Source organism: Chlamydia pecorum E58 (genome assembly GCF_000204135.1).
Taxonomy (GTDB): domain Bacteria; phylum Chlamydiota; class Chlamydiia; order Chlamydiales; family Chlamydiaceae; genus Chlamydia; species Chlamydia pecorum.
Map to the genome: position 1 here is coordinate 727,347 of NC_015408.1, position 20,791 is coordinate 748,137.

Sequence of the window (20,791 nt, forward strand, 5' to 3'; positions counted from 1 at the left end):
CCAGACATGAATGTTTAATCTTTAAGTAGGTGTGCAGCAAGTACTCTAGGGTTTTTTTTAGATGAAGCTGTCACGTATATTGTTTCTCCTGAAAAAGGAGAAACAAATTTTAAAGAGTGCGCGTGAAGAAGAGGACGAAAAACTCCTTTAGGCTGTTGTTTTGAGCCATAGTCAATATCTCCAACAATGGGGTGGCCCAAGTGCTTCATATGAAGACGGATTTGGTGGGTTCTTCCAGTTATAGGTTCACAAAGAAGCAAAGAATAGTGTTTATAGCGCTGTAAAACTGTCCATTTCGTTATAGTAAGTTTCCCTTGGGATGGGGTTGTCGTCCCAAAGAGTACAGCACCACAGCGTTTGTATTTGGGAGCTGTAAATGTAGTTAAGGTCCCAGAGCATTGTTTGGGAAGGCCAAAAACCAAAGTAATATATTGTTTATGAATATTTCGTTGTTTAAATAAATCTGAGAGTTTCTGCATGGCATCTTGAGTTTTTGCAAACAACAAGCATCCTGTGGTATCTCGATCTAGCCTATGGACAAGATTCCTACCTAAAGTTTTTGCGATCTCTTCCGTAGTAAGGTAGGGAGGCTTATCATAGATACAGCTATGAGCATCCTCCCAAAGTAAAGAAGGTTGTTGTTGGTTGTGGACTATGGAAATAGCCACGCGATCTCCAGGTTGTACTTTGTAGGATTCAAAGCGCTCTATACTGCCGTTGATACGGCAGTGTTGATAGCGAATCGAGCGTAGCACAGTAAGTTTGCTATGGTTCGGTAGTCGAGCGCAGAGAAAGGATGATAGCCGTTCTGGATTCTCAGCTATCCAGGAAAACGTATGCATATGGTATGAATTCCTGTATGAAACAATAACAACCTCTATAAATTTTACAAGAATCGACTATGACAAAGATAGCTTTTTCTGAACGAACGAAGAAGTTCCCTTCTGAAGTTTTAAAAAAATGGTTTATAGAAAATAAACGAAGTTTCCCCTGGAGGGAAAATCCTACTCCTTATGGGGTATGGATTTCTGAAGTTATGCTTCAGCAAACTCGAGCTGAAGTTGTAGTTCAGTATTATATCCGGTGGATGAAGAAATTTCCTACGATTCAAGCTTTAGCAGAGGCTAGGGAAGAAGAAGTCATCAAAGCTTGGGAAGGACTAGGATATTATACACGAGCTCGCTTCCTTTTAGAAGGGGCTAAGATAATTGTAAAAAATTTTCATGGGGAAATCCCTGACGACTCTTTTTCTCTATCACAAATCCGAGGGATTGGACCTTACACTACCCAAGCTATCCTTGCTTTTGCCTTTAAGCAACGTACAGCTGCAATTGATGGAAATGTCTTACGTGTACTTAGTCGGATGTTTGTTATAGAAAACTCTATAGACTTAGAATCCACGAAGGTCTGGATTTCAAGGATTGCTCAGGCAATACTTCCCACGAAAGATCCGCAGATTATTGCAGAGGCATTAATTGAATTGGGGGCATGTGTTTGCAAGCGTTCTCCTCAATGCCAAGTGTGCCCTGTTAGGGAGTTTTGCGGAGCTTTTGAGGAAGGGAAGCATAAGAAACTCCCCATTCGGCATGCAAGGAAGAGAACAGTTTCTTTGTATCGGTGGGTGGCGGTGATACTTTTTGAAGATAGCGTTGTAATTGAGCAGAGACAGCCTAAAGAAATGATGGCAGGATTATATGAATTTCCCTACATTGAGATTGCCTCAGAAGATGTCCTTTTAGAAACCCATGAGTTACTTCAAGAGATGAAAGAGCGTGTAGGGGCAAACTTAATGTTCGTAGGAGAACTGGAAGAGCAACGTCAAGCATTTACCCATTATAAAGTGCGCTTATTTCCTAGAATTTTTCATGCAGAGACCAAACCTCAGTTTGGTTTTCTCCATAAGATTCAGGATTTGGATGCTCTTCCCTTTTCTTCAGGGCATAAAAAAATAAAGACTTCAATGTTAACATACTTATGTGGCTGTGGCACAAAAACGTAAAGGAAGTTAGGCATCATGGAAGACAAGGTCTTTTCCTCTTTAATTCAAGTTGTGCGTTCTATGGTCTTGGAGGGGCGTTGTCCTTGGATGCGTAGACAATCCTTGCTCTCTATTACTGAAAGTCTCGCGGAGGAATGTCAAGAATTTTCAGAAGCAGTTGTGGAAGCCAAGCCTAAGAAAGAGGTGATTTCTGAGGCTGGAGATGTATTGACATTGACGTTGGCCTTATGTTTCCTTTTGGAAAGGGAGGGCATGTGCTCTGTCGGAGAGATCATTAATGAGGCAATTGCAAAGCTACGCCGTCGTGCTCCTTATATCTTTCAAGAGGGGGCACATCCCGTCTCTATTGAAGAGGCTGCCTATCTTTGGGAGCTAGCAAAATGTAAAGAAAAAGAAAATCAAGAGTAGATCGACATAGGAGTTTATGCAGCTCTTTTGAAAAAAACTAAGTTATGGTATGAATAAAAGGGTAAGTTGGGGACCTTTTAAGAAAGGATGCCTACGAATCGAGTCAGGACCGGAAGGTAGCAGCTCTAAGGAGCGCTTTCTTTGCTAAAAGTTTTACTCTCCAACTTACTCTTTTTTTATCCCAAGAACAAAAGTCCCAAACTCGTAAGATTATAAAGTACATGTAGAAAGATCGGCGCAAGGATATTGCGTTCTTTTTCGTACAAAAATCCTGCACATAGAGAAAAAACAAAAAGTATGGGAATAAATACTAGGCTACCTAAAGAGTGTTCAATATGACTGAGAGCAAAGATTACAGAGGTCATAACTAGTGCCCATATTCTGCCAAGTTTTCCCTTTAAGAAAGTCTGTAAGATCCCTCTAAAAAAAAGCTCCTCTCCGATAGGGATGAGAATGCCAATACTAAGAATAAAAATGAGACTGTCGCTAGAAGCTCTGCTTTGAATCTCTTCTGTTATTGCCTGTGCCCGAACTCCTTGAAGGGAAAGAGACAACATAAGAAATTTATTAAGAAGAATCCCCATAAGCTCCGTTACAGAAGTAGTAATGACCCACATGCGCAAGGAAGAAAGAAGCATTTTCCCTACATGCGCTATAGGCTGGTCTCCAGAAAATAGAATGGCTCGTGACACCTCAATAGGAAGGAAAAAAATATAAGTTAAAAAAGAAAAAGCTAAAGTGATCCCCACGAGAATATGAATAAGCTCCGGAGAAGAAGGAGCCGCTAATACATGCGCTAAAAAAGTCGCAAAGAAATATAACACTACAGCACTAAGAACATGACGTGCTTTTAAGGGAGTCTGATCAGATTTTGGAGGCCAAACAAAGAAATTTTTTGACAGTATGGCTGCAAGGAGAAGAAAGAGGAGAAGAAAGAATAAAGAGGTTTGCATTGAAAGCTAGGGTGTTTTAAGAGTAATTTGCGCAAACATAACCTTCTACTCTTGCAACGATTTCTCTAAAGAGGCGCTGATGCATGAGCCCCATAGGGGTAGACTCAAAATGCTTAGTTTGCCATCTACAACGATGATAGTCGCTAATGACAGAGATCGCTGGCTGGTTTGCTTCAATAATTTCTTGATAGATCATAGAGATTTTATTACGACGAACGTCAAACAACCGGACTCTTACAGAGACTGATAAAGAGTCATTGCCAAAAGCATCTTGAGTGCTTTTTTGCTCTAAGAGTTCTGTAGCAACAATAAACTCTGCAGGAAGAAATTGCCCAATGATTGTTGTGGGGAGATTCGTCACTTGGGGAGCATAAAATTGCGAGATTACCTGAGGAGAAGCATTATGCTTAATTAGAAGGAGCTTTTCTGATGAGAGGAATCTCTTGCTAATTTCTTCGGAAAACTCCGTTTGTAAGCTCCAAGGAAGGGCAGCTGTACTTTTCCCTGCACGATAATATACAGGTAACATAGCCACAACGCCTCGAGCCTTTCCACCAGTTTTATAAAGTTTGGGGTGGTAGCTTCCAGGAGTATGTAGGGAGGCACAACTAGATAAATTCAAAGCACCTAAAGATAATAGTCCTGAAAAGGCTATAACAAATACTTTTCGCATGATTACAATCCGCATGAAGCTCTTTTAGAAGTCTCGTGGCGAAGCTACGAATACACTTCGTATGTGATTTTTGCCACCCAATACTTTTACGCTAAGTTACACCAAAGAAAAAAATAAAAACAAGCAAGAAGAGGAGATGGCAATACTTTACAAGAATGACTTAAGGTTGAAGAATTTTTAAAGAAGCTTTTGGTAGGGCATGCTTTGTTACGCGTTCTTTAGGGATCAGAGTGCAACCAGGAAGAAGAACAAAAGGAGAAACAATAATCGCAAACAATAGGGATTTCATGTGGATCTCAAAGTAAATTCTTTTTTCAGGTTATAAGGCCCTAGGGATTTTATCGCAAAAGGTATTCCCAGCTTTTCTAAAGAGCAAAGCGTACTTTCCCTCATTATGTTTTTCATACCTTGTTTTAGGTGTATGTTGAAGAGAATTTTAGAACACCTTCTTTAAATAAAAAAGTTTTGGTATATCTTCGAAGGAAGAGAGAAAAGATCTTAAAGATCCTAAGGATAACTACCAAAATTACGATGAAATTGTGAATTTTGATTATTTTGGCTTGAGTGATATTGGAAAGGTTCGTGCAAGAAACGAAGATTTCTGGAAAGTAGATATATCTTCTCAACTTGTTGCCATTGCAGATGGCTTAGGGGGGTGTTTAGGTGGAGATATAGCTTCTCAGGAGGCTGTCTTGCACCTTATCGAGCTTATGAGTCAAAAGTATGCCGAATTAATGGCTTGTGAAGATGAATGGTACAAGGAGAGTGTACAGGGCATTCTCTCTAAAATCAACAGGATAATCTATGAGCATGGTCTTGTAGAGACACATCTTCAGGGAATGGGAACGACGCTAAGTTTTATGCAGTTTCGTAAAAATAAAGCGTGGATATGCCATATCGGAGATAGCCGTATTTATCGGTTACGTGGAGAAGAACTGTGTTGCCTAACAGAAGATCATTCCCTAGCAAACCAGTTAAAACATCGGTATAAGCTTCCTAAACAATCAAAGAAAGTGTATCCTTATCGTCATATTTTGACTAACGCTTTGGGAAGTCGTCCCTATGTGGTCCCAGACATCCGGGATATCCCCTGCGAACAGGAGGATCTATTTTGCTTGTGTTCGGATGGACTCACAAACGTGGTTTCCGATAGGGATATTCGCACAATTTTAACTCAGTATCAAACTCTCGAAGAATGCGGAAATACGTTGATTTCTTTGGCAAATAGCCGTGGGGGTTCTGATAATATTACCGTCGTGTTAGTCCGCATACAATAATCGAACGTGGGACTTTCATGATTTATTTGGATAACAATGCAATTACTTCTCCTGAGCCCGGCCTTATAGACTTCCTAAAGCAGAGTTTTGTAGATGGTGAGTGTTATGCTAACCCCTCAAGTGCTCATAGCTTGGGGAAAAAATCTCACCATATGGTGAGGGAAACAACTTCCTGTATCTGTAAAGTTTTGGATTTTCATGGACAGGTGATCTACACTTCAGGAGCTACAGAAAGTCTCAACTTAGCGATTTCCAGTCTCCCTAGGGGAAGTCATGTCGTTACCTCTAGCATAGAGCATCCTGCAGTGATAGAACCTTTAAAACATGCGGATCTTTCTGTCTCTTATTTAGATCCTGACGAGGGAGCTTGCGCCCTCTCTTTGCAGCAAATCGAAGCTGCTATTACTCCCACAACATCTGCAATTGTTTTAGGATGGGTAAATAGTGAGGTCGGCGCAAAGCAAGACATTGCCGCAATAGCGCAGCTAGCGTTACAACATCATCTTCTTTTCATCGTAGATGCCACGGCAATCGTTGGCAAGGAGGTCATTCACGTCCCTAAGGGGGTCTCTATGTTGGCATTTAGTGGGCAGAAGTTCCATGCGCTTACAGGAATAGGGGCGTTACTTGTATCTCCAGGAGTGAAGATTTCCCCACGTATTTTTGGCGGAGGGCAACAAAACGGCCTACGTTCGGGAACAGAGAACCTCTGGGGCATAGCCTCTTTATTATATGTTTTTCAAAACTTAGCCATACATCAAAAAGACATCGCAGATGCACTACTTAAGCTAAGGAACCATTTTGAACAGGGGGTGAAGGCTGCACTTCCAGAGAGTATACTCCATTGTGAAAACCAGCCTAGAGTGAACAACGTTTCTGCAATCGCCTTTCCTCCTTTAGAAGGAGAGGTATTACAAATCTCCTTGGACTTGGAAGGCGTCGCTTGTGGTTATGGTTCAGCATGCTCTTCCGGAGCTACCACAGCATTTAAATCCCTCGTAGGGATGGGAGTTTCCCAGGAGTTGGCAACCGCAACATTAAGATTTTCCTTTAGTCATAGGCTCTCTATGGAAGAGGTAGATCGTGCTATAAAGGCTATAGAGAAGGTCGTGACTCATATGAAGCTCTTATGAAGGGAGATTTTTGATGGAAACATTTTTAATTCCCGATAGAGATATTTCCTTCACTTCAAGAAGAAAATTCGCGATGATCACGGAGGCCCCAGGTTCTGCAGGAGTATCAAGAAGTTGCAGAACTAACTGGGCGAGAGTTTCAGCCCCGTAACTTGGCAGACGGATGCCAAGCTCCTTTTTTAGATCTTTGAGGCGTGTATTTCCTGGAAAAGTTCTTTCTATTATTGGGGCTGTTTTCGGCTTTTTCTGGGCAATATTTGATGTGTTAAAGAGAATTTTAAAAATCGAGTTTAAGCTTAGGATTCCTATAGGCTTTCCTAAAGAATTTAAGACAATCGCTGCACAGCAGCGGTTATCTCGAAATTCTTTAAGGATGCTGATGAGTGTAGATTTTCCTGTAATGAACCACGGAGAGTGGAGGTGGTGGACGATAGGTTCATGTGGGGATTTGTGTACGAAGTCTTTAGGAAGGGCAATACCAATAATGTTGCTGCGGATCTTATGGTAAATAGGAATAAACTCTGTGCTTAGTGTGTCGATAACTTGGCACAAATCTTGGACATCTGCGGAAGAAGGTAACATGGTCACTTGGTCTAAGGGCTGATAGACTTGATCTGCAGAGGTAACGCTGAGAGAAAAAATGTTTGTTGCGATGACATTAAAGTTCTGTTCTTCATGATGAGTTTCTAAGGTTTTCTGGAATTCATCGCGGCTAAGAGTAAAGTTCAGCTTATCTTTTTTTATGTTAAGAAGATAGTACACTCCCTCAGTTATCCCCCCAAGGAGCTTAATCAAGGGATAGAAAATGAAGTGGGAATAGTACAGAATAGGAGCACCCCAAAGAGCTAACTTCTCAGGAATTTTTCTAGATATAGTAAGAGGAAGCAACTCAGCAAAGATCACCACGAGAAAGACTTGCGTGAAAGGAGCAAGGTCAGGAGGAAGCCCAAAAGTGCGGTAGCAATTTCTTGAGGACTCTGAGCCAATTTGTAAGGCAATATTTACACAAAGTAAAACTGTCCCAAAAAGGCGGTAGGGACGGCGGATTAAAAAATTAATATAGCGAGCTTTCTTATGGTCTTTGATGAGGTAGTATTGGAGCTTCACACGATTAAAGGAAACACATGCCATCTCCATCATTGAGTAGAACCCTTGAAGGGTAATACAAAGAAAATTAATCCCTAGCCAGAAAAAAGGAGAGTTAGTCATAGAGTTTTCTTATGTAGATTTTTTGCACTCGATTGGGGGTAGCATCCAAAACTTGGAATAACAGATGATTCCAGATAATTTTTGCACCAGCAGCAGGGATGACTCCTAGCTGCTCTATGACCCAGCCCCCAAGAGTCGTGATGTTATTATGAGTTGGTAGATGGATATTAAAAATATTACTAAGGTCACTTAATTCCAAACTCCCTGAGGCGATAATGACATCTTTCCCAGAGGTTGTATAGAGAAGTTTTTCATCTCGTTGATCGATAATTTCTCCAGAGACAATTTCAAAAAGGTCTTCTAGGGTAATTAATCCCTCTATAGAGCCATACTCATCTATAATGATCCCCATAGTCTCATCTTCTGCAACTAAGTGGCATAGTGCGGATTTTGCTGAGATAGTCTCAGGAAGATAATAAGGCTTATGTAATAAAGGGAGAAGCTCATCAGAAGAGCGTATTACCCTGCTATAAAGTAATAGGGTTTTTGCTGTACAAATTCCTAGAAGGTTTTGCATGTTCTCATTACATACGGGAACACGAGAGCAGTGCTCTTCAGAAAATAGCTTATAGAGATTTCTGATAGGCGTTTGGATATCATAAAATAGAATTTCTTGACGCGGCTGCATGCGCTCTTTTAGCTTGCATTCATTAAGGGAAAGATAGCCTGAAAGCAAATGGCTTTCTTCTTGAGAGATCACGCCGAAATCTTTACAGCTCCTTAGGACCTCCTGGAGCTCTTGAGGCTGGATAATCTCTTCCCTTTTCTGTGCAGGGAGAATCCATTGCACTGCACGATTAATCCCTACAATAGCCCAATACAGAATAGGACGGAGGGTTTTAGTGAAAAACGTAATTACAGGAATAATGAAATTTGCAATCTGTGTGTTGTAGGGGAGAGCAACAGCTTTAGGTAAGACCTCACCAAAAATGAGCGTAATTGTTAAGGGAATCCCTACAGTAAGTAGCCAGGAGGCCTGATCCCCCACAAGGCTTGCCACGCAGTTTTGAACGGCAATGTTTAACCCTACATCACAGAATACTAAAGTAAGCAGTAGTTGATGAGGATGGGATAACTGTGCAGCCACCATCTGATGGCTTTGAGATCTTGAGTGTTTGTAGTGTGAGATTAAACTTGTCGGAATAGAGAAAAGAGCGATTTGCGATAGAGAGATAAAAGCGGAACAGAACGTTAAGAAAGCTATAAGAAAAATAAATGCAGTAACCATAGCTATTCGTTGTTTTGAGTCTCACTCCTAGGAAAAAAGCAAATTTTTGTGTACCCCTTAGGGATTAAGCCAAGCTTTTGAATTAAAGCGGATTCTATAACGATAGGATCATTCCAATGGCAAAGATGCTGTTGTAAAGACTGCTGTTTTTCTTGTGCATGAGTAATTTGTTCTTGTAACAGAGATACGCGTTTTTTTAAACGTAACTCTTCATGTTTTAGCTGTATACTTGCTCGGTCATAAATAAACCCTCCAATAAAAACACTTAAAATTACCCACCAAGAATTAAGAACAGTTTCTCCTAGGAGTTTCAGCCAAGACATTTTTCTCATAGAGAAGAACTATACAAAAGGAATAGTAATTCCTTGTTGCTTTTGGTATTTCCCTTGTCGCTCAGCATAAGAGATTTCACAAGGAGCATCAGCTTCAAAGAATAAAACTTGAGCAATACCCTCGTTTGCATAAATTTTTGCAGGAAGTGGCGTTGTATTGGAAATTTCTATAGTGACGTGGCCTTCCCACTCTGGTTCAAAAGGGGTCACATTTACAATAATTCCGCAACGGGCATAGGTAGACTTTCCTATACACATAGTTAAAACGTTCCTAGGGATTCGAAAATACTCAATACTGCGTGCTAAAGCAAAAGAATTTGGAGGGATAATACAGACATCACTAGTGATGGAAACAAATGTATCCTCGGAGAAACATTTTGGATCTACAATAGAGTTATACACGTTAGTAAAAACTTTGAATTCTTCAGATAAGCGCAAATCATATCCGTAACTGGATAGACCATAGCTAATAAGCTTTTTATTGGTATTTTCATCTACGTTGATGAGTCTGTCAACAAACGGCTCAATCATTTCCTGGGTTAGAGCCATTTCACGAATCCACTTATCTTCTTTTATGCTCATTTAAAACCTTAATTATTGGTATAAAAGAGTTTTGTGTTTTCCACAGATGCACACAATAATTCAACACAAAACCCTTTGATTATCCTAGTTTTACCTTTCTCAGTGAGGTCTTTTAACGGCGATGTTAGATAATGCTATAGGAAAAAGCAAACGTTATTTTTCTCCGAGAATGTTTTTAATTGTTTACAAATTCCAGAGCCTTTAGGAGACTAGGAGAATACAGGACGCAATATGACTTATCAAGTTACAGTCTTAAATCCAGATAAAAAACTAGATTTTTCTCTTAGGCCTAAAGGGCTTCAAGAATTTTATGGCCAAGCACATGTAAAGGAACGTTTAGATCTGTTTTTGCAAGCAGCTTTGCAGCGTCAAGAAGTTCCTGGACATTGTTTGTTTTTTGGTCCCCCTGGGCTAGGGAAGACTTCATTAGCGCATATTGTTGCTGCTACTGTGGGAAAGGGATTAGTTACAGCATCAGGGCCACAGTTAGTTAAACCTTCCGATTTGATAGGATTGTTAACAAGCTTACAAGAGGGAGATGTCTTTTTTATCGATGAAATTCACCGTTTGGGGAAGGCTGCTGAAGAATACCTCTATCCAGCAATTGAAGATTTTAAAATAGACATCACCATTGATTCTGGCCCTGGGGCACGTTCAGTTCGCATCGATCTTGCTCCTTTTACTCTCGTAGGAGCTACTACCCGCTCTGGGATGTTGAGTGAGCCTTTGCGGACGCGCTTTGCCTTTAGTGCGAGGTTATCATATTATTCTGATCAAGACCTTATAGATATTTTAACCCGTTCCGCAAAACTTTTGGGGATACAAGCAGAACCTGCTGCACTGTTGGAAATTGCAAGGAGATCTCGGGGAACACCAAGACTTGCAAACCATCTTCTGAAATGGGTGCGAGATTTTGCTCAGATGCGCGAAGGAAACTGTATTAATGGTGACGTAGCAGAAAAAGCTTTAGCTATGCTATTAATAGACGATTGGGGATTAAATGAGGTAGATGTAAAGCTTCTTACCACAATGATTGAGTATTACCAAGGTGGCCCAGTAGGAATTAAGACACTTTCTGTAGCTGTTGGAGAAGATATCAAAACCCTAGAAGATGTGTATGAACCTTTTTTAATATTAAAAGGGCTTATAAAAAAAACTCCACGAGGAAGAATGGTAACTCAGTTAGCTTATGATCACTTAAAAAAACATTCTCAGAATTTATAGAGATTAGAGGAGAAGGACAGGCAGTGAAAAAATTACAGTACATACTTTTAAGTCTTTCCCTTGGTATGAGCGTGACGGGAATCTCAGAGGTTAGAGTTTCAGATACGTTTATAGAACAAGCTGTGGTTTCTGAACCTAAAGTACGCGTTCTTCTTTTGGATGAAAGTACAACAGCTTTGATAGAAGCTAAAGGCCCTCACCGCATTTATGGGGATTCCATACATAAGCAAACATCTAGCCAAGGGTTGCGCTGCGCTGTTCATGCTCTATATGATGGTATCCATTGGGGAGAGCAATATTCCGACGTGCAATGTTTAAAAATTGAACCTTTGGATGGCTCTGCATCTTTGTTTTTAAATGGGATACAGTATCACGGAGCGTTATACATTCACAGAACTGCGAACCATTGTATCATGGTTTCAAATGAAGTTGCGATAGAGGACTACCTTAAATCTGTGCTTTCTATTAAGTATCTCCGCGAGCTTGATAAGGAAGCTCTGTCTGCATGTGTAATTTTAGAAAGAACAGCATTGTATGAAAAGCTCTTAGCTACAAATCCACAAAACTTCTGGCATCTTAAAGCAGATGAAGAAGGGTACATAGGTTACGGAGTGACTAAGCAATTTTATGGAGTGGAAGAAGCTGTAGATTGGACAGCTCGTCTAGTTGTAGATAGCCCCCAAGGCTTGTTTATCAGTGCAGATGGACTGCTTCGTGAAAATGTTGAGCGTCTAGCTGTTGAGGGATATAATGCTCGGCAAATTTTAGAAAAATTTTATAAAGATGCAGAGTTCGTTGTGATCGAGTCTTGGAATGAAAGCCTCGAGAGCGATATTAGTTAATCTTTTTTGCATAACTGATGGCAACTAGACTAGTATAGGGGAGAAGGCGAAGTTGTGGCTCTAAAGTGCAGGAGAAAAATCCCCGAGAGCTATCTGCAATAAGTTGATACGTAAGGAAATCTGGGCGGAGCTTAGGAAGTTTGATAGTCATTTCATTTTCTGCAGTGTGGAAAGCCCCATATAGGCTAAACTGTGCAGAGATGAGCTCGAAAGCAATAAAAGAGCTCGGCTGCCATTGTTGCTGATTTCCAGAAGAATCCAGCCAAGAGACAGTATCGTTCGTTAGAAAACCTTGATTAAAGAGCTCCTTATGCTTTTTGCGAAAGGCGATGGCTTCGCTAACGAACTTGTTTAGGTCAGCGTGTTCTACAAGCTTGTCCCAGAGAAAATAGTTTTTGGGGCTATCTAAGGCCCAACGATTGTTATTTCCATACGCTGTATGGCCATATTCATCTCCTGACTGGATCATTGGGACCCCTTGAGAGAGAAGCACAGCGAGGAAGAAGTTTCTTAATTGACGTTCTCGGAGCTCCAAGATATAAGGATTTTTTGTTTCTCCCTCTTCTCCAAAATTGTAGCTATAGTTTGCATTTGTCCCATCAAGGTTATGCTCTTCATTCTCTTCATTGTGCTTTTGCATGTAGGCTACAGTGTCATAGAGCGTGAAGCCATCATGGCAACTCACATAGTTGATCGAGTTGGCGGGGAAGCCTTGGGAATAGAGATCTTGAGATCCAGCAAGACGGGAGGCAAAAGCTCCTATAAGATCAGGGTTTCCATTAAGGAAAGATTTCATATTGTCTCGATAAGGACCGTTCCATTCACTCCAACGTTTCGATAGTGTAGGGAAGTAGCCTACTTGATATAAGCCTCCAGCATCCCAAGGCTCCGCAATTAGTTTGGTATTGGCAAGTAAGGGATCATGGGAAATGAGTTCTAATATAGGAGGTAAAGATAGAGGTTCTCCATTGGGGCCTCGAGAAAATACCGAAGCAAGGTCAAAGCGAAAGCCATCCACGTGCATTTCATTGACCCAATAGTGCAAAGAGCTTAGGATAAGCTGCATTGTTGGAGAACGATTGGTGTTTAGGGTGTTCCCACACCCAGAATAGTTCGTATGGTAGCCTTCATGATCTAGGATATAGTATGATGCAGGGTCAATCCAGGGAAAAGAACAGTTAGGACCAGTGTGATTGAAAACGACGTCAAGAATTACTTCAATTCCAGAACGGTGCAGAGCCTTCACTAGCGTTTTAAATTCTCGAATTGGAGCACAGGGATCTGTAGCGTACGCATAACGTCTACAGGGAGAAAAGTAATTCACAGGAGCATAGCCCCAGTAGTTGCATAAGTAAGGGTATTGAGGGGATTTAAAGGGATGAGAGGTTTCATCAAATTCAAAAATCGGAAGCAGTTCTATAGCATTGACTCCAAGCATTTTTAGATGGTCGATTTTTTCTATAATCCCTAGAAATGTTCCGGGAGCTTGGACTTGAGATGTAGGCGACTGTGTAAAGGAGCGCACATGCATTTCGTAGATAATGAGCTCGTTTTTAGGAAGAAGAAGAGGAGAATCTTCTTCCCAGTCAAATTCTTCTTCTTTTAAATAGCAAAATGCATAATCACCGTTTTTTTTACAGGAACCGAATTTTTGAGGAGAGTGGAGATTTTTGGCGTAAGGATCTGCAAGATAGGCTTTGAAGTTGCTTTGAAAGGATTTTTTTTTAGGAAGACGAATACGAAAAGCATATGACCATTTCTCTGAAATGCCATCTACTTCTACATGCCAAATATTTCCCGTCTTATGAGTGCGGGGGGAAAGCTGAAATTCAAAAATCTCGAAATCAGGATTTGCTAAAGCAAGGATTACTTCTATAGCTTGCAAAGAAAATATGGCAAAGCAATAGCTATGATCAGAGAGTTTTTTTACTCCTAGGGGATATGGAGTTCCCCGGTAGTACGTGATATTCTGCATCGCTAACCCAATAGCATAATGGAGTTGTAAACACAAGAAGGTTTTTGATTTCAAGCTTTTGAAATCATTTACTAACAATTCAGTAATATGATAACTTTAAGCAAAAATAATTCATCATAAGGAGATTCCCTCATGTCTAGACAGAATGCAGAGGAAAATCTAAAAAATTTTGCTAAAGAGCTTAAGCTGCCAGATGTTGCTTTTGATCAAAATAATACATGCATTTTGTTTGTCGACGGTGAGTTCTCTCTTCACCTCACTTATGAAGAACATTCTGATCGCCTTTATGTCTACGCTCCTTTGCTCGACGGCCTTCCAGATAACACTCAACGTAAGTTAGCCTTATATGAAAAGCTTTTAGAAGGCTCTATGTTAGGCGGCCAGATGGCTGGTGGAGGAGTTGGTGTTGCGGTTAAAGAACAGCTGGTTCTCATGCACTGTGTTCTTGACATGAAGTATGCAGAAGCGAACCTTTTAAAGGCTTTTGCGCAGTTGTTTATTGAAACTGTTGTAAAATGGAGAACCGTTTGTGCAGATATTTGTGCTGGTAGAGAGCCTTCCGTAGATACGATGCCTCAAATGCCACAAGCTGGTGGAGGAATGCAACCACCTCCTACAGGAATTCGTGCATAGATATGGTGGAGTCTAGCTTGTATGCTTGAAGCATATGAGTTTTTTTCTTATGTGACTTTATGCGCTTTTTCATTGGAAGTATCTTTTGGAATTAAGATCTCAAGGATAAGAATCTTAGGGTTAAGTTTATGATGTTTGGATATTTTGCTGGGTATTTAGGAACGGATCCTGAAGAGAGAATGACTTCTAAGGGGAAGCGTGTAGTGGTTTTTCGGTTGGGAGTTAAAACACGTGTTGGTGCAAAAGACGAAACTCTATGGTGCAAATGTAATATTTGGCATAACCGTTATGATAAAATGCTTCCTTATCTAAAAAAAGGCTCTGCTGTCATTGTGGCAGGAGATATAGCTCTTGAGAGCTATCTAAGTAAGGATGGAACACCTCAGTCTTCTTTAGTAATTAGTATAGATTCTATTAAATTTAGTCCTTTTGGGAAGAGTGATGGGGGAGGGCGTTCTCAATCTGTGGGAGACAGTAATTCCGTAGGAGCAGCTGCTCCTTATGAAGCTGTTTCTTATGGTTTTGATGGAGAAGCTTTAGATGCTGAGTCTATTAGCGATAAGGATATGTATGCAGGCTATGGACAAGAACAGCAATACGTCTGTGAAGATGTTCCTTTTTAATTAAGATAAAATAGAGATCATAGAATTTTAGGGAGAAGGAACGATGGCTTTGTTTTATGCTCAAGCTTCTTGTAGTAAACGAGGTAAAGCTGACGCGATTGTCTTGCCTTTCTGGAACAGCAAGCAAGGCGCTATAGAAGCTGCTACAGGCCTAGAGGAGTATGAATCTTTGTATCTTCCTTCTCTTAAGGATTTTACAGGAAAGGTTGGAGAGATTGAGTTTCTCTACGGGCAGGGCAAAGAAAAGCGTGTCGTGCTTTTAGGGTTGGGCGAGAGTAAAGAGTTATCTTTTGAAGAAGTCCTTCAGACCTATGCGAAGCTCACTAGAGAGCTGCGCAAGGCAAAGTGCGTAACAGTACATGTAGTTTTGCCTACAGTTTCAGATTTGCGTATTTCCATAGAGGAGTTCCTTACAGGGTTTTCAGCTGGGGTACTTTCATTAAACTATGATTATCCTTGCTATAGTAAGGTTGCCTCTCGGGATCCGCTTCTTCAGAAAGTGACAGTCTTTGGCATTGTGCCTAAAGTTGCCAATCGGATTTTCCAAAAGGAAGAGGCGATTTTTGAAGGAGTCTTTCTCACTCGAGATTTAGTGAATCGTAATGCTGATGAGGTGACACCAAAGAGACTGGCTGAGATCGCTCAAGGCCTTGCTAAGGAGTTCCCTAGTTTAGATGTGAAGGTATTGGAGAAAGAGGCAATTCTGAAAGAGAAAATGGGGTTGCTTGCGGCAGTATCCAAGGGGGCCTCTGTAGATCCTCGCTTTATTATTTTAAGTTATCGAGGTAAGCCCAAGTCTAAGGATCATACGGTGCTTATAGGGAAAGGGGTGACCTTTGATAGTGGTGGGTTAGACCTTAAGCCTGGCAAGGCGATGCTGACCATGAAGGAAGATATGGCAGGAGCTGCTACGGTATTAGGGATTATCTCAGGATTAGCAGCGTTAGAATTGCCAGTCAATGTAACAGGAATTATCCCTGCGACGGAGAATGCTATAGGAAATGCTGCGTATAAGATGGGGGATGTTTACGTAGGCATGAGTGGGCTTTCTGTAGAGATTGGGAGCACTGATGCTGAAGGCCGGCTGATCCTTGCTGACGCGATTTCCTATGCGTTGAAGTATTGCAACCCTACGAGGATTTTAGATTTTGCCACCTTAACGGGAGCCATGGTGGTTTCTCTTGGGGAGGATGTTGCGGGAGTATTTTCGAACAACGATGCCTTATTTGAAGATTTACGTGAGTCTGCTGAAAGGACGGCGGAACCTATTTGGAGGATGCCTTTAGTAAAGAGCTATGATAAGGCTTTGAAGTCCGATATTGCGGATATGAAAAATATAGGGAATAACCGTGCAGGGGCGATTACAGCCGCGCTCTTTTTGCAACGCTTTTTAGAAGGTGCTTCTGTAGCTTGGGCTCATTTTGACATCGCTGGAACGGCATTTCGTGAGAAGGAAGAAGGTCTGTTCCCTAAATATGCCTCAGGATTTGGTGTGCGTAGTATACTTTTTTACTTAGAAAATTTTGTTTCCAAGTAATTGTTTTTTAATTTCTTATTATAAGTTTTATTTCTCTGTTTATAAAAAAATAAAATAAAAGCATTCTTTTACTAAAGTTTTCAGATTCCTTGTCGATAGATCAGGTAAGTAATTACCTGTCTAATTAGAGGAATGAAAATGTTAGGCACACAAAAAAGACGCTGCAGCAAGAAATCAGCTTGTGGAGCTGCTCGCAAGCCTGCAGTGCGTAAATCTCCAGCGAAAAAAGTTGCTGCGAAGAAAACAGTAAAAAAAGCTGCGTCAGCAGTGAAGAAGCCTGTTCGTAAGGCTGTATCATCTCGCAAGTCTGTAGCGACACGTAAAGCTGCATCTTCTCGTAAAGCTCCAGCTAGAAAAGTAGCAGTAAAGAGAACAGTCAAGAAGGCTGCGACGTCAGCAGTGAAGAAGCCTGTTCGTAAGACTGCTGCTCACAAGCCTGCAGTGCGTAAGTCTCCAGTGAAAAAAGTTGCTGCGAAGAAAGCAGTAAAAAGAGTCGCGACGAAAAAAGTTGTAGCTAAGAAACCTAGAGTATCTCGTAGTTCTTCAGTAAAAAAGGCTTCTTGTGCTGTAGCGTGTCATAAAAATCACAAGCACACAGCAGCTTGTAAGAAAGTTTGCTCTTCTTCAGCTACGAGAAAAGTAGGGTCTAAGAGCCGCGTAAGAACAGCGCATGGCTGGAGACAGCAATTAATGAGATTGATGGCGAAATAGGATTTCTTCCGAAAGAAGAATATAGAAATGTCTTTAACGGTAAAGAAGAGTTTCTTTACCGTTTTTTTATTCATATAGAGGAATTTTCGGTTCTTCTATACAGTTACAGAATACCTAGGTATAGTTATCCTTGAGATCTTTAAAGATTTAGGGATATGTCAGCGTACCTCACCGATTTCGATGCGTTTTCTCAAAGATACAGAGAGTCCTTACCTGCAATTGCTGTAGTTGGTACAGCTTCAGGAGAAGATAGGGAGATGTTTATCGAGCTGTTGGTTTCTGGGGAGTATCATGATGTTGATGCTCAAACACTTTCTGTTGGGGCTTTATCGCAAAAAACAGAAAATTATGGGTTGTTTGCAACCTTGGAAACTCTAGGGATTTTCCCAGCAGAAAAGCTTACAGTAGCAACTAAAGAGTTCCTGATAGGGTACTCAAGAGCCCCCCTTCCTCATCTAAAATTTCTTCTTATTACAACGAAACAGGCGTATTTTCAAGAGCTGTTGAAGGCTTTGCCTTCTGCTCTTGCTGTTGGCTTATTCGGAGAGCGTGCCGTAGAGCGTGAGCAGAGACTCGGAGCTCTACTGTCCCTAAGGGCTGAGAGATTTGGAATATCCTGTGCTCCTTCCCTTACAAGGGCCTTTATCAAAAAGCTTGTAGATACAAGCTTTTGTGAGATTTGCAACGAGTTCGACAAGCTCATCTGTCATATTGGCAAGAAAACAAGCTTGGAGTTCTCAGATATTGAAGGATTTATAGAAAAAAAAGAACGGGTGTCCTTGTGGAGATTACGAGATTCGCTTTTGCAAAGACATACAGAAACTTGCTTACAGCAACTGCACGCATTATTGCAGGAGCATGGTGAAGATCCCTTGGGGATTATAGCTTTTTTGCGAACGCAATGTCTGTATGGGCTGCGGGGACTTGAAGAGAAACCTGAAGAGGGGAAATTTCGTTTGTTTGTGTCCTATGGGAAGGAGCGGCTCTATCAGGTGCTAAGCTCTCTATTTTATACTGAAAGTCTCATTAAGAATAACCTCCAGGATCCTATTATTGCTATAGAAACTATGATTTTCAGGGTGACGAAATTATGACATTGTATCTCTTTCCTAATACTTTAGGAAATCGCAAGGTAGAGCTTCTTCCCTCAGTGGTGGGGGAGTTTATCCAAAAGGAGATCTCAGGCCTTATCGTAGAGAGCGATCGAGGAGGGAGAGCCTTTTTAAGCTTATGGAAAATCCCCGAGGTGCATAAATTCCCCTTAGCGATCCTTAGTAAGCAACACTATAACACAAAAGCTTGGGATTTCTACTTGGAGCCCATTCTCAAGCATAAGGAAAACTGGGGAGTCGTTTCTGATGCAGGACTTCCTTGTATTGCGGATCCTGGAGCAGGCTTGGTACACAGAGCTAGAACCTTGGGGATCCCTGTAAGAGCTTTTTCTGGCCCTTGTTCTATGACGTTGGCCTTGATGCTCTCAGGACTCCCTGCACAGAACTTCTCTTTCCTAGGATACCTCCCTCAATCCCCTAGAGAACGTGAAAAATACCTCAGAGAAGTTGTGAGAAAGGGGCAGACATTTCTCTGTATAGAAACTCCTTATCGTAATGTTCACACGCTGCAGTTTCTTATAGATTCATTACCTTCCTATGCTCAGTTGTGCATTGCTTCAGACCTTACAGGAGAGGAGGAATTTGTGAGTACAAGATCCATAAGCATATGGGGGCAATCTGAGGATCTCAATGAGGTTAAAGCAAAGATCACCAAAGTCCCTACAGTGTTCGTATTTTTTATCCCACAATAGTGTCTTTAGAAAGTTAACGCCATAATCTCTTCAGCTACACTGTCATGAAACAGTCTCCCTTGGGAATTTAATGCCAGGGAGTGTGCAGAGTAGGTAAGGAGAGGTTGTATAGAAGAGCACTGCTTCAAAGCATTCCAAAGTTCTTGAGGGAAATCCTTCCACAGGGCTCCTTCTGTAAGCCTTAAGCGTAGCGCTAGAGCTTCTTTGAGGCGCTCCTTTTCTGGAAGAGTTTCTGAAAATTCTTCAGGAGGAAGGTGTCTGAATACAGCACGTAGGTAATGGGAAATCCTTGAGAGGTTTTTAGAGCGCACCCCATGGAGATACTGGGATGCCGAGACGCCAAGTCCTAAAAAAGGACGATCTGTCCAGTAATATAGGTTGTGCTTAGAAGGATAGGAAGTTCTAGCATAGGAGGCAATCTCATAGCGTAATAAACCCCGAGAGGTACAGAGCTCCTCCGCTAGGGAGCTCATAGCAGCAAGACTCTCTTCTTTAGCAAAAGTCGGAGCGAGGGCGTTCCTATGTTTGTAAAAAGAGGTATGAGGATCTATGGTGAGGTTATAGAGAGAGAGATGCGTTAGAGGGAGCTTTAGAGCACGATTTAAGTCACTAAGAAAGCCCTCTAGAGTTTGGGTAGGTAGTCCATACATAAGATCAATAGAGAGATTGGAAAAGCCCCAGGAGGTTAAGAGAGAGAGAGCCTCAATAGCATGAGAAGAGGAGTGAGTCCGTCCTAAAAGCTGCAGTTGGGAATCATCGAAGGTTTGTACTCCTAGACTAATTCTATTGATGGGAGTGTGCCTTAAAGCATCCACATACTCCTTAGTGATGTTTTCTGGATTTGCTTCTAGGGTAATTTCTTTGGCATTAGGTGCGAGCTTGGAGAGGATATTGTTAAGCTGAGAAGGAGAAAGAAGGGAAGGAGTTCCCCCACCGAAAAACACTGTCTCTATATAGTGAGAGTCTCGAAGGGGGGCAAGCTTATGCTCCCCTTCGAGGATAATGGCTTGGCTGTAGAGCTCTACAGTTTCTGATTTATAGGGGATCGTGTAGAAACTACAGTAATGACACTTTTTGGAACAAAAAGGTATGTGAATGTAAAGAGCTAGAGGAGTTTTACCATTCATTCGCGTCGGGATCGATAATGCCTCCACGTCTCCAGCGATTTCTATCACTGAAAGGATCTTCATCGTCTTCGTGAGAGTAATCGATATCTACAATTCCTTCTTCCCTATCCTCATCAGGGAATTCCATTTCTATAGTTTCTCCAGGACTGCCAATATCGAGTTCTGTCTCTGTAGGCTCCACGAATTCAATATCTGACATGCTAGGACCGTCAGGATAGACCGTCTTTGCAGGGCTGCGTCTCGGAGTAACATACTCTTCTACTTCTCCATTTTCCTTAAGTAGCTGAAGACGCGCCTTTTCCTCGTGGATTTTATGCTCTAAATGACGGATTTCTTCTTTGTGCCTGTCGATTTCTTTTTTAGGAACTAAACCGAGTTGCATCCATTGTGTTAGATCGTGTAGCTCAGACTCGAGCTTTTTCAGGCGTTCACTTTTCATCTGGGGGTCCCCCTCCTATGTTCGAGAGCAGGTGTACAGTATTCCGAGGTTTTTTTCAACCCTAGAAAAAACAAAGATTGTT

23 protein-coding genes and 1 other RNA gene are annotated in these 20,791 nt (G+C 41.4%); 13 read left to right on the top strand and 11 right to left on the bottom strand.

Annotated elements, in window-relative coordinates; translation table 11 throughout:
- Positions 1 to 14 precede the first annotated feature (14 nt).
- Positions 15 to 842 (bottom strand): RluA family pseudouridine synthase, encoded by an 828-nt coding sequence (locus G5S_RS03260; protein WP_013712763.1) that lies wholly within the window; start codon positions 840 to 842, stop codon positions 15 to 17.
- A gap of 59 nt (positions 843 to 901) precedes the next feature.
- On the opposite strand from G5S_RS03260, the gene mutY reads away from it, so the two are divergent.
- From mutY to ffs, 3 genes are all read left to right on the top strand, one after another.
- Entirely contained in the window at positions 902 to 1,999 is a 1,098-nt protein-coding gene (gene mutY, locus G5S_RS03265) for an A/G-specific adenine glycosylase (protein ID WP_013712764.1), read from the top strand.
- Positions 2,000 to 2,014: 15 nt separating this feature from the next.
- Complete coding sequence (locus G5S_RS03270; RefSeq protein ID WP_013712765.1) at positions 2,015 to 2,407, top strand: MazG nucleotide pyrophosphohydrolase domain-containing protein; 393 nt, start codon at positions 2,015 to 2,017, stop codon at positions 2,405 to 2,407.
- A 65-nt stretch (positions 2,408 to 2,472) separates the two neighbouring features.
- An RNA gene (gene ffs / locus G5S_RS04990) (signal recognition particle sRNA small type) lies at positions 2,473 to 2,572 on the top strand.
- 11 nt (positions 2,573 to 2,583) lie between these two features.
- Here ffs and G5S_RS03275 read toward each other — a convergent pair.
- From G5S_RS03275 to G5S_RS05065, 3 genes are all read right to left on the bottom strand, one after another.
- Positions 2,584 to 3,360 (bottom strand): CPBP family intramembrane glutamic endopeptidase, encoded by a 777-nt coding sequence (locus G5S_RS03275; RefSeq protein ID WP_013712766.1) that lies wholly within the window; start codon positions 3,358 to 3,360, stop codon positions 2,584 to 2,586.
- A gap of 16 nt (positions 3,361 to 3,376) precedes the next feature.
- Complete coding sequence (locus tag G5S_RS03280) at positions 3,377 to 4,033, bottom strand: CT253 family lipoprotein (RefSeq protein WP_035408919.1); 657 nt, start codon at positions 4,031 to 4,033, stop codon at positions 3,377 to 3,379.
- A gap of 160 nt (positions 4,034 to 4,193) precedes the next feature.
- On the bottom strand, positions 4,194 to 4,322 hold the full coding sequence (locus G5S_RS05065) for a hypothetical protein (RefSeq protein ID WP_013712768.1): 129 nt from the start codon (positions 4,320 to 4,322) through the stop codon (positions 4,194 to 4,196).
- Between the two features lie 250 nt (positions 4,323 to 4,572).
- Between G5S_RS05065 and G5S_RS03285 the strand changes: the two genes are divergently transcribed.
- Together G5S_RS03285 and G5S_RS03290 are read left to right on the top strand one after the other, a co-directional pair.
- The gene (locus G5S_RS03285; protein ID WP_021757228.1) at positions 4,573 to 5,310 is read left to right on the top strand and encodes a PP2C family protein-serine/threonine phosphatase; all 738 of its coding nucleotides are present in this window, start codon (positions 4,573 to 4,575) and stop codon (positions 5,308 to 5,310) included.
- A gap of 17 nt (positions 5,311 to 5,327) precedes the next feature.
- Positions 5,328 to 6,443 (top strand): cysteine desulfurase family protein, encoded by a 1,116-nt coding sequence (locus tag G5S_RS03290; RefSeq protein ID WP_013712771.1) that lies wholly within the window; start codon positions 5,328 to 5,330, stop codon positions 6,441 to 6,443.
- On the opposite strand, the gene G5S_RS03295 is transcribed toward G5S_RS03290, so the two are convergent.
- From G5S_RS03295 to dcd, 4 genes are read right to left on the bottom strand one after another with little or no spacing between them, the layout of a single operon-like run.
- Positions 6,438 to 7,652, bottom strand: coding sequence for a CNNM domain-containing protein (locus tag G5S_RS03295; RefSeq protein WP_013712772.1), 1,215 nt, complete (start codon positions 7,650 to 7,652; stop codon positions 6,438 to 6,440). The two genes, G5S_RS03290 and G5S_RS03295, sit on opposite strands and share 6 nt — an antisense overlap.
- Entirely contained in the window at positions 7,645 to 8,880 is a 1,236-nt protein-coding gene (locus G5S_RS03300; protein WP_013712773.1) for a hemolysin family protein, read from the bottom strand. The genes G5S_RS03295 and G5S_RS03300 overlap by 8 nt, the downstream gene beginning before the upstream one ends.
- A gap of 2 nt (positions 8,881 to 8,882) precedes the next feature.
- Positions 8,883 to 9,212, bottom strand: a complete 330-nt coding sequence (locus G5S_RS03305; protein ID WP_013712774.1) for a hypothetical protein — start codon at positions 9,210 to 9,212, stop codon at positions 8,883 to 8,885.
- 9 nt (positions 9,213 to 9,221) lie between these two features.
- Complete coding sequence (gene dcd / locus G5S_RS03310; RefSeq protein ID WP_013712775.1) at positions 9,222 to 9,794, bottom strand: dCTP deaminase; 573 nt, start codon at positions 9,792 to 9,794, stop codon at positions 9,222 to 9,224.
- Between the two features lie 231 nt (positions 9,795 to 10,025).
- Between dcd and ruvB the strand changes: the two genes are divergently transcribed.
- Both ruvB and G5S_RS03320 read left to right on the top strand, forming a co-directional pair.
- The gene (ruvB, locus tag G5S_RS03315; RefSeq protein WP_013712776.1) at positions 10,026 to 11,018 is read left to right on the top strand and encodes a Holliday junction branch migration DNA helicase RuvB; all 993 of its coding nucleotides are present in this window, start codon (positions 10,026 to 10,028) and stop codon (positions 11,016 to 11,018) included.
- Between the two features lie 65 nt (positions 11,019 to 11,083).
- The gene (locus G5S_RS03320) at positions 11,084 to 11,860 is read left to right on the top strand and encodes a SpoIID/LytB domain-containing protein (protein WP_370884737.1); all 777 of its coding nucleotides are present in this window, start codon (positions 11,084 to 11,086) and stop codon (positions 11,858 to 11,860) included.
- Here G5S_RS03320 and G5S_RS03325 read toward each other — a convergent pair.
- A complete protein-coding gene (locus G5S_RS03325; RefSeq protein ID WP_013712778.1) occupies positions 11,853 to 13,835 on the bottom strand; it encodes an isoamylase in 1,983 nt (660 codons plus the stop codon). The two genes, G5S_RS03320 and G5S_RS03325, sit on opposite strands and share 8 nt — an antisense overlap.
- A 132-nt stretch (positions 13,836 to 13,967) precedes the next feature.
- Here G5S_RS03325 and G5S_RS03330 point away from each other — a divergent pair, with 132 nt between their 5' ends.
- From G5S_RS03330 to G5S_RS03355, 6 genes are all read left to right on the top strand, one after another.
- Positions 13,968 to 14,468 carry a type III secretion chaperone Slc1 gene (locus tag G5S_RS03330; RefSeq protein WP_013712779.1) on the top strand — a complete coding sequence of 167 codons (501 nt, stop codon included), beginning with the start codon at positions 13,968 to 13,970 and terminating at the stop codon, positions 14,466 to 14,468.
- Positions 14,469 to 14,596: 128 nt separating this feature from the next.
- Positions 14,597 to 15,091, top strand: coding sequence for a single-stranded DNA-binding protein (locus G5S_RS03335; protein ID WP_021756571.1), 495 nt, complete (start codon positions 14,597 to 14,599; stop codon positions 15,089 to 15,091).
- 43 nt (positions 15,092 to 15,134) lie between these two features.
- Complete coding sequence (locus G5S_RS03340) at positions 15,135 to 16,628, top strand: leucyl aminopeptidase (RefSeq protein WP_013712781.1); 1,494 nt, start codon at positions 15,135 to 15,137, stop codon at positions 16,626 to 16,628.
- A gap of 138 nt (positions 16,629 to 16,766) precedes the next feature.
- Positions 16,767 to 17,339, top strand: a complete 573-nt coding sequence (locus tag G5S_RS03345; RefSeq protein ID WP_013712782.1) for a histone H1-like repetitive region-containing protein — start codon at positions 16,767 to 16,769, stop codon at positions 17,337 to 17,339.
- A 155-nt stretch (positions 17,340 to 17,494) separates the two neighbouring features.
- Positions 17,495 to 18,433, top strand: a complete 939-nt coding sequence (locus G5S_RS03350) for a hypothetical protein (RefSeq protein WP_013712783.1) — start codon at positions 17,495 to 17,497, stop codon at positions 18,431 to 18,433.
- Positions 18,430 to 19,143 (top strand): SAM-dependent methyltransferase, encoded by a 714-nt coding sequence (locus G5S_RS03355; RefSeq protein WP_013712784.1) that lies wholly within the window; start codon positions 18,430 to 18,432, stop codon positions 19,141 to 19,143. The genes G5S_RS03350 and G5S_RS03355 overlap by 4 nt, the downstream gene beginning before the upstream one ends.
- A 5-nt stretch (positions 19,144 to 19,148) precedes the next feature.
- On the opposite strand, the gene hemW is transcribed toward G5S_RS03355, so the two are convergent.
- Together hemW and G5S_RS03365 are read right to left on the bottom strand one after the other, a co-directional pair.
- Entirely contained in the window at positions 19,149 to 20,270 is a 1,122-nt protein-coding gene (hemW, locus tag G5S_RS03360; protein ID WP_013712785.1) for a radical SAM family heme chaperone HemW, read from the bottom strand.
- Positions 20,260 to 20,709: a hypothetical protein gene (locus G5S_RS03365; RefSeq protein ID WP_013712786.1), complete on the bottom strand. Its 450-nt coding sequence runs from the start codon at positions 20,707 to 20,709 to the stop codon at positions 20,260 to 20,262. Before G5S_RS03365 ends, hemW begins: the two co-directional genes overlap by 11 nt.
- Between the last annotated feature and the right edge of the window lie 82 nt (positions 20,710 to 20,791).

Excerpts from the sequence above, each read along its gene's own strand:
- G5S_RS03260 (WP_013712763.1), bottom strand. The coding sequence starts at position 842 with ATGCATACGTTTTCCTGGATAGCTGAGAATCCAGAACGGCTATCATCC.
- mutY (WP_013712764.1), top strand. The coding sequence starts at position 902 with ATGACAAAGATAGCTTTTTCTGAACGAACGAAGAAGTTCCCTTCTGAA.
- G5S_RS03270 (WP_013712765.1), top strand. The coding sequence starts at position 2,015 with ATGGAAGACAAGGTCTTTTCCTCTTTAATTCAAGTTGTGCGTTCTATG.
- G5S_RS03275 (WP_013712766.1), bottom strand. The coding sequence starts at position 3,360 with ATGCAAACCTCTTTATTCTTTCTTCTCCTCTTTCTTCTCCTTGCAGCC.
- G5S_RS03280 (WP_035408919.1), bottom strand. The coding sequence starts at position 4,033 with ATGCGAAAAGTATTTGTTATAGCCTTTTCAGGACTATTATCTTTAGGT.
- G5S_RS05065 (WP_013712768.1), bottom strand. The coding sequence starts at position 4,322 with ATGAAATCCCTATTGTTTGCGATTATTGTTTCTCCTTTTGTTCTTCTT.
- G5S_RS03290 (WP_013712771.1), top strand. The coding sequence starts at position 5,328 with ATGATTTATTTGGATAACAATGCAATTACTTCTCCTGAGCCCGGCCTT.
- G5S_RS03295 (WP_013712772.1), bottom strand. The coding sequence starts at position 7,652 with ATGACTAACTCTCCTTTTTTCTGGCTAGGGATTAATTTTCTTTGTATT.
- G5S_RS03300 (WP_013712773.1), bottom strand. The coding sequence starts at position 8,880 with ATGGTTACTGCATTTATTTTTCTTATAGCTTTCTTAACGTTCTGTTCC.
- G5S_RS03305 (WP_013712774.1), bottom strand. The coding sequence starts at position 9,212 with ATGAGAAAAATGTCTTGGCTGAAACTCCTAGGAGAAACTGTTCTTAAT.
- dcd (WP_013712775.1), bottom strand. The coding sequence starts at position 9,794 with ATGAGCATAAAAGAAGATAAGTGGATTCGTGAAATGGCTCTAACCCAG.
- ruvB (WP_013712776.1), top strand. The coding sequence starts at position 10,026 with ATGACTTATCAAGTTACAGTCTTAAATCCAGATAAAAAACTAGATTTT.
- G5S_RS03320 (WP_370884737.1), top strand. The coding sequence starts at position 11,084 with ATGAGCGTGACGGGAATCTCAGAGGTTAGAGTTTCAGATACGTTTATA.
- G5S_RS03325 (WP_013712778.1), bottom strand. The coding sequence starts at position 13,835 with ATGCAGAATATCACGTACTACCGGGGAACTCCATATCCCCTAGGAGTA.
- G5S_RS03330 (WP_013712779.1), top strand. The coding sequence starts at position 13,968 with ATGTCTAGACAGAATGCAGAGGAAAATCTAAAAAATTTTGCTAAAGAG.
- G5S_RS03335 (WP_021756571.1), top strand. The coding sequence starts at position 14,597 with ATGATGTTTGGATATTTTGCTGGGTATTTAGGAACGGATCCTGAAGAG.
- G5S_RS03340 (WP_013712781.1), top strand. The coding sequence starts at position 15,135 with ATGGCTTTGTTTTATGCTCAAGCTTCTTGTAGTAAACGAGGTAAAGCT.
- G5S_RS03345 (WP_013712782.1), top strand. The coding sequence starts at position 16,767 with ATGTTAGGCACACAAAAAAGACGCTGCAGCAAGAAATCAGCTTGTGGA.
- G5S_RS03350 (WP_013712783.1), top strand. The coding sequence starts at position 17,495 with ATGTCAGCGTACCTCACCGATTTCGATGCGTTTTCTCAAAGATACAGA.
- G5S_RS03355 (WP_013712784.1), top strand. The coding sequence starts at position 18,430 with ATGACATTGTATCTCTTTCCTAATACTTTAGGAAATCGCAAGGTAGAG.
- hemW (WP_013712785.1), bottom strand. The coding sequence starts at position 20,270 with ATGAATGGTAAAACTCCTCTAGCTCTTTACATTCACATACCTTTTTGT.
- G5S_RS03365 (WP_013712786.1), bottom strand. The coding sequence starts at position 20,709 with ATGAAAAGTGAACGCCTGAAAAAGCTCGAGTCTGAGCTACACGATCTA.